The 17,136-nt window shown below is 64.9% G+C and carries 18 protein-coding genes, 1 tRNA gene and 3 pseudogenes; 11 read left to right on the top strand and 11 right to left on the bottom strand.

The genetic code is table 11. The features are described 5' to 3' along the window. Positions 1-57: 57 nt before the first annotated feature. Positions 58-354 (bottom strand): hypothetical protein, encoded by a 297-nt coding sequence (locus WS92_RS24395; protein ID WP_009913340.1) that lies wholly within the window; start codon positions 352-354, stop codon positions 58-60. A gap of 402 nt (positions 355-756) precedes the next feature. Here WS92_RS24395 and WS92_RS24400 point away from each other — a divergent pair, with 402 nt between their 5' ends. Continuing rightward, complete coding sequence (locus WS92_RS24400) at positions 757-1,761, top strand: Rossmann-like and DUF2520 domain-containing protein (RefSeq protein WP_059931384.1); 1,005 nt, start codon at positions 757-759, stop codon at positions 1,759-1,761. A gap of 82 nt (positions 1,762-1,843) precedes the next feature. Continuing rightward, positions 1,844-2,407 carry a YggT family protein gene (locus WS92_RS24405; RefSeq protein ID WP_009917458.1) on the top strand — a complete coding sequence of 188 codons (564 nt, stop codon included), beginning with the start codon at positions 1,844-1,846 and terminating at the stop codon, positions 2,405-2,407. A gap of 13 nt (positions 2,408-2,420) precedes the next feature. Here the strand turns inward: WS92_RS24405 and WS92_RS24410 are convergent, their stop codons facing one another. Beyond that, positions 2,421-2,777, bottom strand: a complete 357-nt coding sequence (locus tag WS92_RS24410; protein WP_006025568.1) for a DUF190 domain-containing protein — start codon at positions 2,775-2,777, stop codon at positions 2,421-2,423. 22 nt (positions 2,778-2,799) lie between these two features. Next, positions 2,800-3,186 (bottom strand): fluoride efflux transporter CrcB, encoded by a 387-nt coding sequence (crcB, locus tag WS92_RS24415; protein ID WP_004522284.1) that lies wholly within the window; start codon positions 3,184-3,186, stop codon positions 2,800-2,802. Between the two features lie 664 nt (positions 3,187-3,850). Here crcB and WS92_RS24420 point away from each other — a divergent pair. Together WS92_RS24420 and WS92_RS36795 are read left to right on the top strand one after the other, a co-directional pair. After that, positions 3,851-5,068, top strand: a complete 1,218-nt coding sequence (locus WS92_RS24420; RefSeq protein ID WP_059931382.1) for a S53 family peptidase — start codon at positions 3,851-3,853, stop codon at positions 5,066-5,068. Between the two features lie 372 nt (positions 5,069-5,440). After that, positions 5,441-5,650 carry a hypothetical protein gene (locus WS92_RS36795; RefSeq protein WP_231755916.1) on the top strand — a complete coding sequence of 70 codons (210 nt, stop codon included), beginning with the start codon at positions 5,441-5,443 and terminating at the stop codon, positions 5,648-5,650. Here the strand turns inward: WS92_RS36795 and WS92_RS36800 are convergent. Further along, positions 5,629-5,871, bottom strand: coding sequence for a Sir2 family NAD-dependent protein deacetylase (locus WS92_RS36800; RefSeq protein WP_015600372.1), 243 nt, complete (start codon positions 5,869-5,871; stop codon positions 5,629-5,631). The two genes, WS92_RS36795 and WS92_RS36800, sit on opposite strands and share 22 nt — an antisense overlap. 158 nt (positions 5,872-6,029) lie before the next feature. Further along, entirely contained in the window at positions 6,030-6,914 is an 885-nt protein-coding gene (locus WS92_RS24435; RefSeq protein WP_015600309.1) for a LysR family transcriptional regulator, read from the bottom strand. A 139-nt stretch (positions 6,915-7,053) separates the two neighbouring features. Between WS92_RS24435 and WS92_RS24440 the strand changes: the two genes are divergently transcribed. The 3 genes and pseudogenes from WS92_RS24440 to WS92_RS37295 form a co-directional block, all read left to right on the top strand. After that, the gene (locus WS92_RS24440) at positions 7,054-8,028 is read left to right on the top strand and encodes a quinone oxidoreductase family protein (RefSeq protein WP_059931378.1); all 975 of its coding nucleotides are present in this window, start codon (positions 7,054-7,056) and stop codon (positions 8,026-8,028) included. A gap of 196 nt (positions 8,029-8,224) precedes the next feature. Further along, positions 8,225-8,299 (top strand) — tRNA-Gly (locus tag WS92_RS24445). Between the two features lie 222 nt (positions 8,300-8,521). Further along, a pseudogene (locus WS92_RS37295) lies at positions 8,522-9,103 on the top strand (Arm DNA-binding domain-containing protein); the annotation flags it as partial. Here the strand turns inward: WS92_RS37295 and WS92_RS24450 are convergent. Beyond that, positions 9,102-9,683: pseudogene (locus tag WS92_RS24450) on the bottom strand (TraI domain-containing protein); the annotation flags it as partial. The pseudogenes WS92_RS37295 and WS92_RS24450 overlap by 2 nt on opposite strands. A 341-nt stretch (positions 9,684-10,024) precedes the next feature. Here WS92_RS24450 and WS92_RS24455 point away from each other — a divergent pair. The 3 genes from WS92_RS24455 to WS92_RS33250 all read left to right on the top strand — a co-directional run bounded on the left by WS92_RS24455 (position 10,025) and on the right by WS92_RS33250 (position 11,747). Then, complete coding sequence (locus WS92_RS24455) at positions 10,025-10,651, top strand: hypothetical protein (RefSeq protein WP_059931396.1); 627 nt, start codon at positions 10,025-10,027, stop codon at positions 10,649-10,651. 12 nt (positions 10,652-10,663) lie between these two features. Further along, complete coding sequence (locus WS92_RS24460) at positions 10,664-11,296, top strand: RES family NAD+ phosphorylase (protein ID WP_059931374.1); 633 nt, start codon at positions 10,664-10,666, stop codon at positions 11,294-11,296. Positions 11,297-11,384: 88 nt separating this feature from the next. After that, positions 11,385-11,747: a DUF3742 family protein gene (locus WS92_RS33250; protein ID WP_075644962.1), complete on the top strand. Its 363-nt coding sequence runs from the start codon at positions 11,385-11,387 to the stop codon at positions 11,745-11,747. A gap of 18 nt (positions 11,748-11,765) precedes the next feature. On the opposite strand, the pseudogene WS92_RS24465 reads toward WS92_RS33250, so the two are convergent. From WS92_RS24465 to WS92_RS35205, 4 genes and pseudogenes are all read right to left on the bottom strand, one after another. After that, positions 11,766-12,665: pseudogene (locus WS92_RS24465) on the bottom strand (conjugal transfer protein TraG N-terminal domain-containing protein); the annotation flags it as partial. Between the two features lie 143 nt (positions 12,666-12,808). Further along, positions 12,809-13,840 (bottom strand): aromatic ring-hydroxylating oxygenase subunit alpha, encoded by a 1,032-nt coding sequence (locus WS92_RS24470; RefSeq protein WP_015602061.1) that lies wholly within the window; start codon positions 13,838-13,840, stop codon positions 12,809-12,811. Positions 13,841-13,912: 72 nt separating this feature from the next. Next, positions 13,913-14,137, bottom strand: coding sequence for a hypothetical protein (locus WS92_RS24475; protein WP_231755915.1), 225 nt, complete (start codon positions 14,135-14,137; stop codon positions 13,913-13,915). 341 nt (positions 14,138-14,478) lie between these two features. Then, entirely contained in the window at positions 14,479-14,931 is a 453-nt protein-coding gene (locus WS92_RS35205; RefSeq protein ID WP_141668087.1) for a hypothetical protein, read from the bottom strand. Positions 14,932-15,188: 257 nt separating this feature from the next. Between WS92_RS35205 and WS92_RS24485 the strand changes: the two genes are divergently transcribed. Next, complete coding sequence (locus WS92_RS24485) at positions 15,189-15,773, top strand: TetR/AcrR family transcriptional regulator (protein WP_043282344.1); 585 nt, start codon at positions 15,189-15,191, stop codon at positions 15,771-15,773. Positions 15,774-16,031: 258 nt separating this feature from the next. On the opposite strand, the gene WS92_RS24490 is transcribed toward WS92_RS24485, so the two are convergent. Continuing rightward, entirely contained in the window at positions 16,032-16,931 is a 900-nt protein-coding gene (locus tag WS92_RS24490) for an IclR family transcriptional regulator (protein ID WP_059931368.1), read from the bottom strand. Between the last annotated feature and the right edge of the window lie 205 nt (positions 16,932-17,136).

Here is a 17,136-nt window from a genome sequence, read left to right on the forward strand (position 1 = left end):
TGACGCGCCGCAGCGTCAGACGCTGCCGCCCGCCAGGCGGCGCGTCGACGTCATCAATCAGTAGCGCCAGTACGGACGGCCGTAGTAGCCGCGGTGATGGTGCCAGTACGGACGGCCGTAGCCGTAATAGCCGCCGCCGACCACGACGGCGGGCGGCCCGTAGTACACGGGCGCTGGCGCGTAGACGACGGGCGGAGGCGGCGCGTAATAAACGGGCGGCGGCGGCGCGTAGACCGGATACGCCGGCGCGATCGGCACCCCGATGCCGACACCGATCGACACGTGCGCCTGGGCGGCGCTCGCAGCTCCGAGGCCCAGTGCTGCGACGGCGATCAACGGAATGAGCTTTTTCACTTTGGTTCTCCTGACGGCGGGCGGCGGCGCTCGCCGTATCGACAGCGACGGCATCCTTGCCGTATGAGACGAATGTAGCGAAATCCGGAATCGCGAGCCACGCCCATTTGTTGCAAATTGCAATTGCACAAAGCTCTGCGGCACGGCGGCGCGGGCGCGGTCCGGCGGCCGTTCGGCGGATCGCGAGACATCGCGGGCGCCGCCGCGGACGCCGCCGCGCCGCTCGTTCGGCGCGCGGTAATGAACGATTACAAATTAGAGACAGTATGCGGACGGCGCGACACGGAAGGACGCCGCCGCATGCTCCGCCCCCGTCATCGATGCATATTTGGGGCCAGACCGAACGCCGTCACGGCCGAATACGCGATACTGATGGTTTACCGCAGATGACGGATCGCTTCCATGTCCCTTTCCGCTACGCCCCGCATCGGCTTCATCGGCGCCGGCCGCCTCGCCCGCTGCGTTGCCCGCCGCTTCGCGCGCGCCGGGCATGACGTCGCGGCGATCACGAGCCGCTCAAGCGCGTCGGCCGCCGCGCTCGCCGCGCAAATCGACGCCGAGCGAGCCGCGCACGCCGCCGCCGCGCGTGCCGCCCCGCACGCCGCTTCCGACGCCGACCGCGGCCGCACGCGCTGCGCCGCGCTCGATACGCCGCAGGCAGTCGTCGACGCAGCCGACCTGATCTTCGTCACCACGCCCGACGACGCGCTCGGCCGAATCGCCGCCGAGCTGCGCTTCGCCCCCGCGCGCGCCGGCGGCCAGGCGCTCGTCCATTGCAGCGGCGCGTCGGGCGTCGACCTGCTCGATCCCGCGCGCGCGCAAGGCGCGGCGACGGGCGGCTTCCATCCGCTCTACCTGTTCGGCGGCGGCGACGCCGATCTCGCGCGAATCGACGGGTGCTCGGTGACGATCGAAGCCGACGGCGCGCTGAAGGACGTGCTCGCCGCACTCGCCGCGGCGCTCGGCTGCCATCCGCTGTCGATCCCGGCGGGCGGCCGGATGCTCTACCACGCGGCCGCGAACTACGCGGCGAGCTTCGCGCTCTGCAACCTCGCCGAATGCGTCGAGCTGTGGCGCGCGCTCGGCTTCGCCGAGGACGAGGCGCTGCGCGCGCTGCTGCCGATGCTCGCCGGCACGATCGAGACCGCGCGCGACAAGGGGCTCGCGAACGCGCTCGCCGGGCCCGTGTCGCGCGGCGACGTCGGCATCGTCGAGCGGCAGCTCGCGCTGCTCGAATCGCGCGGCGGCGACCACGCGGCGTTCTACGCGCTCCACACCCGCCGCGCGGTCGCGCTCGCGCGCAGGCGCGCGTCGCCGCCCCCGTCACTCGACGCGCTAGAGCACGCGCTCGACGCATCGCTCGCCCGTTCGCTCGACCTCGCGCGCCCCGCCCGCGACGAGCCGTGATAAGGTGACGCCCGATGCACGCCGCCCGAAGGCGGCGTCGGCACGCTACCCGACTGGACTGGATAACGAAAAGGATTCAAAGATGTTCGGCGAGATCGCCCGTTTTCTGCTCAATACCATCTTCACGCTGTTCGGCGCCGCATTGATCCTGCGCGTCTGGCTGCAGGCTGTGCGCGTGCCGCCGTACAACCCCGTCACGCAGGCCGTGCTGCAGGTGACGAACTGGCTCGTGCTGCCGCTGCGGCACATCGTCCCGGGCGTGCGCGGCGTCGACTGGGCGAGCATCGTCGCGGCCGTCGTCACGTCGCTCGTCTACGTCGCGCTGATGGTGACGATGGCGGGCGTCGACGCGCTGTCGATCATCCCGACGATCCTCGTCGTCGCGCTGCTGACCGTCGTCAAGTGGGCGCTCAATCTCGTGCTGTGGCTCACGATCCTGATGGCGCTGCTGTCGTGGCTGAACCCGCGCTCCCCCGCGATGGCGATCCTGTATCAACTGACGGCGCCGTTCCTGAACCCGCTGCGCCGGCTGATCCCGCATCTGGGCGGCATCGACCTGTCGCCGATCCTGCTGTTCGTGATCGTTCAGGTGCTGATCATGATCGTCACGCGCGCGGCGGTGTCGCTCACGCTGTTCGGCATCTGACCGGCGGCAAGCGCTATGCGGCAGGCGGCGCGGCGCCGGGCGCGCCGTCGCCGAGATTGTCGATCACGCCGAGACGCGCGGGAATCGTCGCGTAGCACACGCGCACCTTCTCGCGCGACACGCGCTCGATGAGCCGCCGCGCCTCGTCTTCCGTGACGACGAATTCGACCTCGATCGCAAGCGACCCCTGCAGCTCGAAGAAGCGGTCCTCGTGCAGCACCCGGTGCTGGCCGAACCCCGCCATCGCGCGAAACGCGGAGCCGCCCGCGACGCCCATCCGGTTCGCCTCCTCCAGCAGCCACTCCCAGAGCGGCTTCCAGTGCAGCCGGTGATTCTCGTGTACGTAGAAACGCAGAAAGATCCCGTCCATAGCCGCCTCCCCCGACGCCGGATCAGGCCGGCGCGAGCCATGCCCGCGCGGTCCACATGCCGAGCCCCGTCAACGTGAACGAACCTATCAAGTGTAGGGCAGCCACGGCGAGCGCCCAGCCGAACTCGCCCTGAACCGCGTGCGTCATCACTTCGACCGAGTACGTCGAGAACGTCGTGAGCCCGCCCATGAAGCCCGTGATCACGAACAGCCGCCATTCGGGCGGCAGCCCCGCCCGCGTCGCGAACGCGACCACCGCGATGCCGATCAGATAGCCGCCGATCAGGTTCGATGCGAGCGTGCCGAGCGGCACTTCGGGCAGGAGCGCATTGAGGCCGATGCTCAGGAACCAGCGCAGCAACGCGCCGAGCCCGGCGCCGACGAAAATCGCGACGATCGAATAGAACAAGGCGGCACCCCACGCGTGACGGAGAAGATTGGCGCGACGCTTGCCGGGCCCGAGCCCGGCGTCATGCCGACGCAGTTGCGCGGCTGCATGGCTTCGCGGCTTCGGACGCGCCCGGCCGGCGACGCACATGCTCAACTTTATGCGGATTTCCGCACGCCCGGCAATCGGCCTGCTCGGCGCGCATCGGCACGCATCGGCGGGCCGGCCGGAACGTGCTGCGTCGTTTCGCCTGTCGGCCGCTTCGTCTCTTCGCCAATCCGGCTCCGTCGCCATGACGTAAAACTCCAAATAAAACTTCCGTTCGTTCTATTTTCAACAAGCCGAATAAAACGAAAACGATAAACACAAAAAAATCAATTATTCGGATTATTTAAGAACGAACGGCTCGGGTTACGCAGGATGTCGAATGCGCGAATCGGTCGAATCGGCCGAATCGGCCGATGCTGCCGATTCGACCGATTCGCCGCGCGCTCGCCCGGCTCGGCGGCCTTCCCCCACCCGGCCTGGTCTCCCCGTTGATTCGACGGTGGCAACGATGCCCGTTTTCAGTGCTTGGAAACAGGCTCGGGAAATCCCTCGGCATGCCGATTTTTTTATTCAAAAAACCTTTCCGGTTCGTAGAATTCAAACAGACCACTCCATTTATTGATATGGAGAATACAGCATGAAAAACAAACCCTTGCTGTCCATCCTGATAACGGCCGCCTGCATTCAGGCATTCGCGGCGACAGCCTCGCTCGCGCAGGGCCCCGCGCACCCGCCGTCGTACGTCGAGGGCACTCGCGTGCCGATAGGCTTCGCGCGGCCGCCGTTCCACACGAATCCGGCGCGCTTCTCGGCGACGACCGTCTCGGGCCTCGCGCCCGCCACCGTGCGGCACGCGTACGGCTTCGACTCGATCGCGAACCAGGGCGACGGCATGATCGTCGCGATCGTCGACGCATACGACGATCCGAAGATCGAATCCGATCTTGGCGTCTTCAGCAAGAATTTCTCGCTGCCGCCCTGCACGACGTCGAACGGCTGCTTCAGGAAGCTCTACGCGAGCGGCAGCAAGCCGCGCGCCGACGCCGGCTGGTCGCTCGAGATGTCGCTCGACGTCGAATGGGTGCACGCGATCGCGCCGAAGGCGAAGATCGTGCTCGTCGAGGCGGCGTCGAACGGCTTCAACGATCTGATGACCGCGGTCGACGCGGCAGTCGGCGCGGGCGCATCCGTCGTGTCGATGAGCTTCGGCGGCAGCGAATTCAGCTCGGAAACGGGCTACGACAGCCACTTCAGCGCGCCGTCGCGCGTCACGTTCGTCGCATCGTCCGGCGACAGCGGCAACGGCACCGAATATCCGGCTGCGTCGCCGTACGTCGTCGCGGTCGGCGGCACGACGCTCGCCGTCGACGCATCCGGCAACTACGTCGGCGAAACCGCGTGGAGCGGCGGCGGCGGCGTCGGCACATACGAGCCGGAGCCGTCGGGCCAGGCGCTGTGGCCGATTCCGTATGCCGGCAGCCGCGGCGTGCCCGACGTCGCATACGACGCGGATCCGGGCTCGGGCTTCGCGGTGTACGACTCCGTCACCTACCTGGGGCAATCAGGCTGGTTCGTCGTAGGCGGCACGAGCGCGGGCGCGCCGCAATGGGCGGCGCTCTTCGCGATCGCGAACTCGATGCGCGCCGCGGCCGGCAAGGGCAAGCTCGCCGGCTCGTACAACCAGCTCTATACGGTCGGCAAGTCCGCATACGGCAGCGACTATCATGACATCACGTCGGGCGCCAACGGCAGTTGCGGAACGATCTGCACCGCGAGCGGCGGCTACGACTACGTGACGGGATTGGGCTCGCCGCAGGCGCTCGACCTGGTTCAGGGGCTCGTCGCGCAACCCTGACGAGTTGACCGGCTGCCCCCCGCTCGGCGGCGGGCGACGCCGCGCCGCGAGAAGAATCCGGTGACGCGGGCCGAACGCGGACGAGCAGACGTTCGAGACGATCAAGAGAGGCGATGCGCGCAGCATGGCCTCTTTCGTTTTTCCCGGCAGCGCCCGGATCGCCGCCGATATCCGGTCGATCGTTCGCCCACCGGCCGGCAACCGCACGCGCCGACGCGCGTGGCCCACGCCGCTCGCGACCGCGCGAAGCACCCGCACGGCAACAGCCGTCGCGCGCGCAGTCGAGCGTGAATCCCGCCGCCACGCGGCGTCGAGCGCGCGCAGCGTCTCGAGCGCGCCGCCCGGCAATCCGATCACGTCGCCGCGCCGCGCGTGCGCTTCACGAACGTTGATCCGGATCACGTCGTCGCCGATGCGTTCGCTGAAGAAGCGCACCGTCGGCACCGCGGTGCCGGCGCCGATTTCGACCACCGCCACGCGCCCCGCGCGCGCGAGCCAGCCGCGCAGCGCATCGTGCTGCGCGTCGTAGCGCGCGCCGAGCCAACCGGCATCGTCGAACATCAGGATTCGTGGAACGCGTAGCCGACATCGCCGAGCGCCGGGTACGCGCGCCACAATCCTTCCGCGCCGCGGAAATCCGGCAGCCCGGAATCGATGCCGATGCCCGCGCCCGCCGTGACGAGCAGCGCATCGGCGCGCGACAACGCGCGAACGGCCGCGTCGACGAGCTCGGCCGCGACGGGCGTCGCGGCGGCGCGCATCGCGGACGACAGGTTCGAAGGCGGGCGGCGTGAATCGGACATGGCGCGGCGGTTTCGCTCCAGATTTCGTTCGAAGTCGGGACGATCATACGCTCGCGCGGCGCACCGCCAAGCGTTTTGGACTTTGGACGGCAAGCGACGAGCGGCGCGCGCGAGCACGACCGATCCCATACGCATCCACCGGCGCGCCCGCCGCGCGATCAACGCGCCGTCGCGCTCGAACGCTGCAGCGCGGGCGTGCCCTGCACCCGCTCGACGATGAAATCCATCACCGCGCGAATCGGCGGCGACGCCTTCAGTTGCCGATGCACGACGAGCCAGATATCGCGCACGAACGGCTCGGCGTCGACGTCGAGCTCGACGAGATCGTCGCCCGCGGCCGGCAGAAAGCGCGGCAGCATCCCGATTCCGGCGCCGGCGCGCGTCGCCGCGTATTGGCTCGTGATGTCGCCGAGCCGGCACGCGATCGCCCGCTTGCCTGCGATCTTCTTCAGCCATCGCTGCTGCGGCATGTCGTCGAACTGATCGTCGTAGCCGACGAATTCCCAGCGTGCCGGCTCCTGCAGATACGGATAGCGCCGCGCCGCATAGAGCGCGAACTCCATCGCGCCGATGCGGCGCACGACGTTGCCCGCCTCCTTCGGGCGCACGAGCCGCACCGCGACGTCCGCCTCGCGCCGGCTCAGCGACACGCTCTGCGCCTGCCCCGACAGCGCGAGCTGAATGCCCGGATAGCGCTCGCGAAACGCAGTCGTCGCCTTCGCGAAGAAGTTCGTGACAAGTACGGGCGGCGCGCTGACGACGACCGCACCCGCCAGTTGCGAGCGCTCCGCCTGGATCGTGCGCTCGATCGCGAACGCGCCCGCCTCCATCGCCGACGCGATCTCGAAGATCCGCCGTCCCGCGCCCGTCAGCGCGCAATGGCGCGGAAAGCGCTCGACGAGCCGCACCTGCAATTCGGTTTCGAGCATCGTCACGCGCCGGCCGACCGTCGCATGATCGACGCCGAGCGCGCGCGCCGCGCCCGAGAGCGTGCCGACTCGGGCGACCGCCAGAAAATGCCGCAGGTTTTCCCAATCGAACATCGGTGCGATTTTCCACAGACACAGTGCAGATCCGGGGAATTTACACCGGATCGCATCGAGCCATAACCTTGGTTTCGATTCGGCGCATGGATCCGCGCCCGGCTCCCCCTTCTCTGTTCATCACGTTGGAGAAAACACCATGACGCTTGCGATGGCGATCACGCAAACCGGCGGCCCCGAAGTACTGAAGGCGATCGAACTCGACGTTCCCGATCCGGGGCCGCTCGACGCGCGCATCAGGCAATCGGTGATCGGCGTGAACTTCGTCGATACGTATTTCCGCAGCGGGCTGTATACGGTCGCGTCGCGGCCCGCCGTGCTCGGTTTCGAAGGCGCGGGCGTCGTCGAAGCGGTAGGCAGCGAGGTGACGCGGCTGCGACCGGGCAACCGCGTCGCGTATGCGGGCGCGCCGATCGGCGCTTACGCCGAGTCGCGCGTGCTGCCGGCCAGCCGGCTCGTCAGGATTCCCGATGCGCTGTCGTTCGAGGCGGCGGGCAGCTCGATGCTGCGCGGCCTCACCGCGCACATGCTGCTGCACGAAGTGCATCCGACGACGCGCAGCGACTGGATTCTCGTGCACGCGGCGGCGGGCGGACTCGGACAGATCGTCGTGCGATGGGCGAAGCGGCTCGGCGCTCAAGTGATCGGCACGGTAGGCTCGGCGGGCAAGATCGAGCTGGCGCGCGCGGCAGGCGCCGATCACGTGCTGCTCCATACCGATCCGGGCTGGACCGACGAAGCGGTGCGCATCGCGGAGCGCCGTGGCGTCCATCTGGCGATCGACGGCATCGGCGGGAACATGGTCGCGCAGACGCTGCGCGTCGTTCGTCCGTTCGGCGTCGTCGCGAGCCTCGGTCAGCCGGCGGGGCCGATTCCACCCGTGCGCGTCGAGGATCTCGGCTTCGCGCGTTCGATCGGCCTGATGCGGCCGAGCTCGCTTGCGTACGCGAACGATCCTCGGTTGTATGCGCGCGGCACGAGCGATCTGCTCGACGTGCTTGCCGACGGAATGGTCGCGCCGATCGGCTCGAGCTACGCGCTGAGCGAAGCGGCGCGCGCGCACGCGGCGCTCGAAGCGGGGAAGACGACGGGGAGCGTGATATTGACCGTGTGACGCGGAGGGCGGCGGGCGCGATGCGTCTCGCCTGCTCGCGGAAATCGATCTGGGCGCGCGGCGCCGCTCGTGCGGACGTGTGCGCAGCGCGTGATGGCGCTGGACGATGCCCGTCGGGTGATAACGGCGGCAATGCATCGAACGGCGGCCGGCCCATTGCATTTCTCCCGTCAAACCCTGTAGAATTATTCATTTTGCGGGCGTCGTATAATGGCCATTACCTCAGCTTCCCAAGCTGATGACGTGGGTTCGATTCCCATCGCCCGCTCCACTTGAGCTTCCATGGATATCCACCGATTTCCATAAGCTGCTGTCGATAAAGGTTTTTTCCTCGACAGTCCTCCAGCGAAATCCATCGAAATCCCCCTACTGCTGGACTGATTTGGTCCATCCGCCAGTCCACCAAAGCGGTCGGGTTCGAGTCCGGATTGTTGCTGGGGTCAAGCGAGCCATGGGATGAGTATCTGACTCCTGACTCTGTTCAGGAGCAGAGATGGCACTCACTGACATGGCCGTCCGGCAGGCCAAGGCCACCGGAAACGCTTACACCCTCCCCGATTTCGATGGCCTCTCGTTGGCAGTCTCGAAAACAGGCGCCAAGTCCTGGCACTTCCGCTACACGTGGCAGGGCCGTCAGAAGCGGATGTCCCTGGGAACCTACCCGGAGATCAGCCTGCGCGAGGCCCGCAACCGCCGCGATCATGCACGGGCGCTGGTGGCCAAGAACATCAACCCGCAGCGGCAACGAGAAAAGGATCGGCACATCGCCACTCAAGTCGAGCGGAACACCTTCGAGGCGGTGTACGAAAAGTGGCTCACGTTCCGCCGCGAACACGGACGCCTCAAAATGGGTCGGCAGACCACGCTCGCGATGATCCCGCGCATCTTCGAAAAGAACATCCTCCCCCTTCTGCGCAAGCAGTCGATCTATAACGTCACCCGTGTTGATCTGCTCGAGATCGTCGGTCGTATCGAAAAGCGCGGCGCGCCGTCCGTCGCCGAGAAGGTACGCACCTGGTTCAACCAGCTTTTCCGGTATGCACTGGTGATCATGCCGGGCCTGGAGCAGAACCCACGCGAGCGTACAACGGGCCGGTGGCGGCGCTGTGCAGGCGGTATTCGCGTTCAGGGCGGTAGCGGAAGCGGTACGCCCGGCACAGCGGGCCGTGCCAAGGATGCCAGACGACGCCGTCGCCATACTCGACGTGCAGATCGACGGCCACCTTACCAATATCGTGCTGCAGCACCGCATAGGCGGTGCCGGCAGTCCACGCCTCGGCTTGGGCGGCCTGCGCTTCCGGCGTGGCACCGGCCGGCAGCAGATGGGACTGCCGCAGCTTCAGTGCATAGGCCACGATCTCCAGACCGTGATCCAGCATGCCGCCGGGGTAGTCGTGATGGTGGCTTTCCGATGCGGGGAACTGCTGGACCAACTCGGCGTAGCGCTCCAGCGGCGCGCGGTACAGCGCGGCGAATTGGCTGCGTGAGACGGACGTGCGTTGCCAGATGTGTTCCAGTAGCCGCTGCCGCCGCGGCGTCGCCAGCAGCGACGCGGCCAGCTCTGGCCGCGTCAGCCCTTTGGATGGCTCGATGGGCCGTGCCGACGGCGCGCTGGCGGCCGGCGGAACCTTTTTGCAGTGGAACAGCGAGAGCATGGCGAATCCCGGTGATGGACTGGCGGGGGAGTCTTTTGGCCCTTTCGGGTAGGGCCTTTCCCCTTGCCCCCCGTTCCCTTGCCCCTTGCCAGCCCTTTGACCTTCAACTTTTTGGGTATAGGGCAACCCGGAAGGTGGTTCCACCATCAATGTGGGATGGCCCCGATCGGATTGGCCGGCGCTCAGGCGCGAGGAGCCGTCCTATGCTGCGCGAGTGCCGCGTCCGCCCTGTCGATGACGGTCGGGTCGCGGAGGAAATCCGCAATTTTACAAAGTTGACAAACGAGACAAAGGAGATTAGAATGGTTCTCGTGTTTCAATCCTGCCTGCGGGAGACGACCATGCCCAAGACCCTTGAATTCATTGCCGACCACCTGCCGCGCGTCACGGTGGAAGATGTACATCGCTTCTTCACGACCGTCGAAATCCGGGACGCCCGTGCCTTTGCGGCCGAGCTTCAGGCGTTCGTGCATGAGCGCGTGGAAGCGGTCGAACTGCCTGCCAACCTGGAAGCGGAGACGGTGGAGCAAACCTTGGCACGCAAGGCGGCTGCATTGCGTGCCGGTACGCGCTGGACGCCTGGCGCAACTGACATCCAGCGTGGTCGCGCCGCGATGCTGGAAGCCTTCGAGCAGCCGCACAATCTGCCGCTCGCCGAGTTCGCCAAGTTGGCGGACAAGTCGCGCCAGCAAATCTACAAGGACATCGACGCTCGTCGGCTGCTGGCGTTGAACGTGGGGCCGCGCGGCCAGAAGCTGCCCGACTGGCAGCTCGACCCAGTGAAACAACAGTTGACGCAGGCCGTGCTCCAGGAAGTCGAAGGCATCGACAACTGGACGATCTACCGTGCGCTGTCCGAGCCGCTCGAAGGCCTGGGCTGGCGTTCGCCGGTGGATGCGGTGACGGCCGGCTCGATCGACGACGTCGCCAGGGCGGTGTTCAACGTGCTGGGCGTGCACGCTCATTGAGACGAGGTTGGAGTGAGTATTAAATTGCCGTCGTTCCCGATCGAGGCCGGTGAACTGCTTCAGCACGTAAGCCGCGTTGCGTATCGGGGAGACCCGCTGTACTACGGCCGCGACGGCACCAACCGCTACGACGACCCCGCACGGAGCTACGGTGTGCTCTACTTGGGCCGCGACCTGCCCACGGCGTTGATGGAATCGGTGTTCCACAAACACCAATGGCTCGCGGACACGAAGCGCGCCATCGCGCTGAAAGAAGTTCAGAGCCGACTGGTGCGCGCCGTGGGTGTTCTGGACGACCTGCGCCTCGCGGACCTCACGGCCCCGGGCGTCATGGCGGGCTACTTCGGCTTGAATCTGGAGCAGTTGGCCAGCCGCGACTACACCCACACGCAGCAGGTGTCCGCTCAGGCGCATGCGATGCTCGGCGACGAAGGCTTTCCGCTGTTCGCAGGCGTGCTCTACCCATCGCGCAACAACTACCCCGCTGCGAGCATCGCCTTGTTCGACCGTGCCGAGGCGATGGTCAGGGTTATTGAGGACATCGACCTGATTGACCATGCGGATTGGCCACGCTTCGTCGATACCTATCGTGTCGCCGTGGAGCCTGATCCCGGCCCGGTGGAACCTGATGACGAAGTGTTCTGAGGCAGGTATGGAACGCATTGAAGCCATTAGCAGAACCGATTGGAGCAAACTGGCATAGCCCACACGCATGTAGCAGGTGACGAGAGCCATGAGCACGAAGACCCATCGCAGCCACGCAGAACGCCTCGGCCGCTGGTTAGGCAGGATGTGGCGTGCCTACGTCCGCCGTGAGCGCGAAGCTGTGGCCTGGCTGGTGGCTCAGGGGATGCCCGCCGGCGGCGCTACTACCACGCTGTGGATCGTCAAGCTCGGCGTGGTGGCCATCCTGTTCTACGCCGTCTTTTGGCTGGCACTGTTGCTGGTATTTGCAGTCGTAGCAGCTTGGCTTGCGGAGCACGGTGGCTTGGATCAGGATGATCCGCAACCTGAGTGGCGGGAAGGCCCCAACGGCTTCGGCCTCTACGACAAGAGCAACTGGCGGATTGATCCGCACGTATCCGACGACGATTGAGCGGCGGGTCACTTCTTTGATCTTCAGAAACGACAGCACCATCGGCAGTGCCTCACGCACCACGTCCATCGCCGGAAAAAAGCCCAGCGAGCCCACGGCCAGCCCCACGTCGCCGGCACCGCGCGTCACCACGTTCGGCAACGTCATGCCCACCTGGCCGCCGTAATCCGCGTAGACCTGCCCTTGGTTCATCTTCTGCTGCTGGGGAGAAACGATCGCCCGGATCACCGAGTCGTCGACCTCTGCCCGCGTCAGGAAGCCGGCCCATTTCCCGATACGGGTCAGCAAGTCGGGATCGACCAGCGCCAGCAAACGGCTGCGCAGCCCCTGGCGCCCATCCGACCACCATTGCCGGCACGTCGGATACCCGCCGCCGCTGTCCACCTGAGCCAACCCCGCGTCGCGGCTGGCATCGTAGGGCCAGGCCGTGCGCAACGCGCTCGAATGACAGGTGTCGTAGAAGCCGCCCGTGTAGAGAAAGTAGTTCGAGCCGATCCAGATCACGTCGTTCATCTGCGCGTCCGACAGCGTGGGCCGGTTCATGAAGAGCTTGGCGCGCGACGGCCCGTAGCAGTCGTGCGTGAAGTCGGCGACCTCCTGGGCAAGCACCGGGTCGTTGATACGGGTGGCATCCACGTCCATACGGATCTGGCGCAGGTTGGTGCCGCACGGGATCGCCGCCACGGCTGCCCCGGTGACGGCCTTCGAGATGGCGTGCATGAAGAACCACCAGACGAGCACCAGCGCGCTCTGGTTGTTAAGCGCGGTATACGACGTGCCCCAGCCCGTGTCCGCTGGCTGCGGGACTTTGACCTGGCACTGCTCGGAGCGGGTCGTGTCGAACTTGATCGTGGAGAAATTGACCGGGATGAACGGGATGCCGGCGAACATGATGACCACGATCGCCACGAACACCCGGCAAACCGTACACGCTGGCCGATTTCGGCGGCCTCTGTCTCTACGTCTCCGCCACCGGCGCCAAAGACCTGGCGCTTCCGTTGCTCATGGGGCGACAAATGCGAGCGCATGTCGTTCGGAAGCTATCCGGTGCTCTCCCTGAACTATAGGCAGGGCATTCCGAGGATATCGCGCGCGTCCTGATTCGGCAGTGCGTCATCCGCGTATGCGAAATCCCCTTCTCTCTGCCGTTTCGCGAGTTGCTGCAGCAGAATTCGATAGCGCAGACCGGCCTGATCAAAGCGCGAGAAAAGATCGCGACGCTCGCCAGATTCGAGGTAGCGACCACGTTGCCTATCAACCATACTGTTGTCTTGAGGCCCAACGACATAGGGCATGAATGGCAATATGAGGCGCAACGGCCACGGCGATGCCGTCGCATTCAATGCGAAATTGAGCCGACAGTGGTTGCCCGACTCGGGCACGCACGGATGGAACAAGGGCAGATCGCTGCCCGGAATGTGGCGACCATACGCGAGCGCAATCGAACTGCGCACATGCACATGAATCACCGCATGAACGTCCTGATACTTCGCGCGCACGCCACCGAACCAACGCATGATTGGTATCACCGACTTGTTCTTGCAGCGGCGGATCATCGTCACCGTTTCAGATGTATAACGCACGTCGATCCGATCCTCATCGGACCGTTCGTTACCAAACACCTTCGCGTGCAGGAAATCCGAGTGCGTCAAATCCAGCAGATTTTCGATCAGGAGAGGCGCGCAACAATTGAAACGGATGTTGCCCTGCATATATTTGGGCAGACCGCCATCGCGCGGCAGAAACGGCACATCTGGGAGAAAGGTGTCGCTTGCGGCCTCGGGATCGCCGTACCAAATCCATACATAGCCATATCGTTCGATCACCGGGCAATGTTCCGCGTGCTCCTGCCGATGCGACGGGGGACGTTTTGAGATTGGCAATTCGGGATGCCACTGGGATGTGTGGATGCGACCACCCGTTCGCCAGAGGTAGTACGGTTCCGATCGAATATGCCAGCGCGAAACCCGTTCGCTGATCTCAAACGTATGGGCAAGTGGAAGCCACGCGTTGCGCAGGCTAATCCGATCGGGTATCCAATCGTTCTCGTTGCGATGGTTCGTCAGATTGCAATCCTCGTGAACGGATAGCATCGTCTCCTCCTTACGTGGCAATCGATCGACATCGAGTTTCGCGACACACGCATCCTGCGAGGTCGGGCATTTTCATCCCGTTGAATTGAACTCATCGAGCATTAACAGCGCCAGGCTGTCGATCTGCTCGCGCATCGCGAACGGCGCGCCACAGGACGTTCGTCGCGCCGCGGGAACGATGGCGAGACGGCGCTGCGGGCGTCGGGCGCTCGAACGCCTCGTAATCGCGGCGAGGAATGCCGCGCCGGCCGGCCCGCCGCCGACGACGATGACTCGTGTGCGATTCAGTAGACGCATGCTTGTTTCTCCTTGCATGGGGGACGTCATGATCGCGAGCGCGTGCGCTCCCCGGATCGGCGATTCAATTCGGATTCTTTAACGATTCGGCCGGGCCTCGGTCTCGCCCGAATCATGCCCGGGTGAACATTGCGGTCTCATCAATGGCGCGCTTGAGTTGGTAGACGCTTCTCGACACGATTGGTACCGTCATGCACGTGCCGTCCTCGTCCGCCTGGTTGTCCCAAAGCGCTGTGTTCCGACGAAGTTCCGGCATTCGGAATGCATCGTCATCGCGAAGGAAATCAAATTGGCCCTCATAAAAGGAACCGTAAAGCGGACCCTCAGCTTGGAAATGTTGCTCAGGCTTTTCGAAAAAGGCGTGCGTACCGTGCTGGACGCGTGCCGAAATCGCGTAAAGATGCTCTTGCGCCATACATCCGAGAGGTTGCACTTCTACTGGCCCAAACCGAGTCTGGAGTACACGGCTTGCGTTCGAAGAGATCGCCGGGAAGCTCGGCCTCGGCACTAGCTTGACCAGCAAAAAGATTGAGCGCCGATTGATCATCGATCCGCCACTTCGACACCGCTGTTTCGCCCTCCCTGATGCGACATTGAGGTACTTTCTTCGAACTGGTCCGGTAGTAAGCCGACCCTTGAGAAGGGCGCTCGTCGATAACAACCAATTGCAGAGGTAGGACTATCTCCACCGAGCCATCCGGATAGCGCTCGGCGACGCCGCGAGTCAAGCGGCAATCGCGCGTACTGCGGTAGACGGCGAAACCACAATCGCATTTGATTTGACTGTTTCTCATCTATAGCACTCCTTATTTATCAAGTGAGAAACGAAGAAAAACGGTTCCAATTGGATGACGAGCGGCGTAAGTCGGGTAAAAGTCCCTTGTGGACGATGACACGTCGCTTGGCGGGCTTCGAACGCGTCGTGGACTCAAGACAGTCCGACCCTGACCGTCTCTCGTTGTCCTATAATGTCATTATTGTCAACGTTGACACATTTGTCAAAGAACGTTGCAAGTGGAACCTTAACCGCTCTTTGAGGAGTATCGTTTTCATGGCGATGGTCAGGCAGTTCGACGAGGAATCCGTGTTGGACAAGGCACTGGAAGTCTTCTGGCAGAAGGGCTGGCAGGCCACGTCCATGTCGGACCTCGCCGAGGCGACTCAGGTCCAGCGCGGTTCGCTCTATCACGCCTACGGTGGGAAAGAGCAAATCTTTCTGCTTGCCTATGAGCGATACACGAAATGCTTCTTGTCGGAAGCGCAAGCCGCGCTTGATGCGCCCTCCGCATCACTCGCTTTGCGACGCTTTTTCGACTTCGCAATCGGAAACATGTCGATTGGTTCTCCCCCACGCGGATGCCTGACGACAAAGATGGCGGGAGAAAGTGACGAGGTAAGCCCAGTGGTTCAAGAGTGCTTGCGAACGTTGCTCGATAGGTTGGAGACGCGCATAGCGGAATCTCTCTCGCGCGAGCCGCTTCGGTCATCGTTAAGCATTCCCCCGGCCCAGGCCGCCCGAATGATCGTGGTGTTCTCGCGAGGGCTTACCGTGATCGAGCGCGTTTACCACGATCCGGATCGACTGCACGCAACCGCCAGAAGCTTTACCAAACTGCTGCTAGGCACGTCCGCCTGACGTTTCGATAGCGAGACCCGCTGTTATTTTCCGCATGGCGGTGACGGCCACGAGCAGCGAGTTCGCGTGGAAGCACGGCATGCAAGCGGCCCCGGTTGACATGGGTCGTAGCTGGCGCACGCCGCAGGGGCATGCGAACTCACCGTGAACGCCGAAGCGATCCCGGTGCAGCAACGCCACGCTCGCACCGCTCGCCGGGCCGCGACGCGGCAGTGAAGGCGCTCGGATAGCTTTGCCGCGCCCGGATTCGGTTCTGTTTCATCGATCAAAAGTCCTCGCGCTCCCCGCCAACCCATGCATCGGCCACCGCAGCGCCGCGTCGAACGGATTGGTGCACGGCCCGATCGCATCGGTCTGCCGCCTGAGCAGTTCGACGACCATCGGCAGCCGGTCGTCGCCGAGGCGCGACGCGAGCGTGCCGACGCTCAGCGCGCCGATCGGATAGCCGGTGCGATCGAGGATCGGCACCGCGACGCCGGCCATCCCGTCGAGCACGCCGCTGTTGCGGCCCGCATAGCCGAGTTGCCTCACGCGTTCGATCTCGGTGCGCAGGTACACCTCGTCGAGCACGCCGTAGCCGCGAATGCGCGGTACATTGAAGCGGATCACTTCCTCGCGCTCGGCTTCGGGCAGGAACGCGAGGATCGCGAGGCTGCCCTGCCCCACGCCGAGCGCGATGCGCCCGCCGATGTCGCCGGTAAACGAGCGGATCGGGAACGGCCCTTCGCACAGGTCGAGACAGACCGCGTCGAAGCCGCTCTTCACGAGCAGAAAGATCGTCTCGCCGAGGCTCGCGCACAGCCGCAGCAGTGCCGGGCGGCACAGCGTGCGCATGCTGCTCGGGTTGCCGGCCTGCGCGGCGAGCGCGAAGAAGTCGACGCTCAGCCGGTACAGCTTCGACTGTACGTCCTGCTCGACCATCCCTTCGGCAATCAGCGATTGCAGGATTCGGTGCGCGGTGCCTTGCGTGAGACCGACGGCCTTCGCGAGATGCGTGACGCGCACGCCATCCTGCTGCATGCCGGCCAACGCGCGCAGGATCGCGAATGCGCGTTGCAGCATGCCGGTGCCCGGCGCGCCGGCCGGATCGGCGGCGCGCGCGTCGTCGCCCGGCAAGCGCGCCGCGGCGGCCATTCCGTGCGAAAGAGGTTCCTGCATGCGGGTGCTCCTCGGCGATTTCGTTGAACGGAATACAGTAGCCGCCATTCTCGCTGCGTCGAAATTTCGCGGGCATTCGGGTGTGCACGGGATTGACGCATGCATTTCCGGATCTTTGCGCCCTTCACTCATCGGAACGATTCGCACGCGGTTTGCCGTTTCATTCCGATCACCGGAATTTTCCAAAAATTCCTCCCGTTCAGCA

The organism is Burkholderia sp. MSMB1588, assembly GCF_001546925.1.
GTDB lineage: Bacteria > Pseudomonadota > Gammaproteobacteria > Burkholderiales > Burkholderiaceae > Burkholderia > Burkholderia humptydooensis.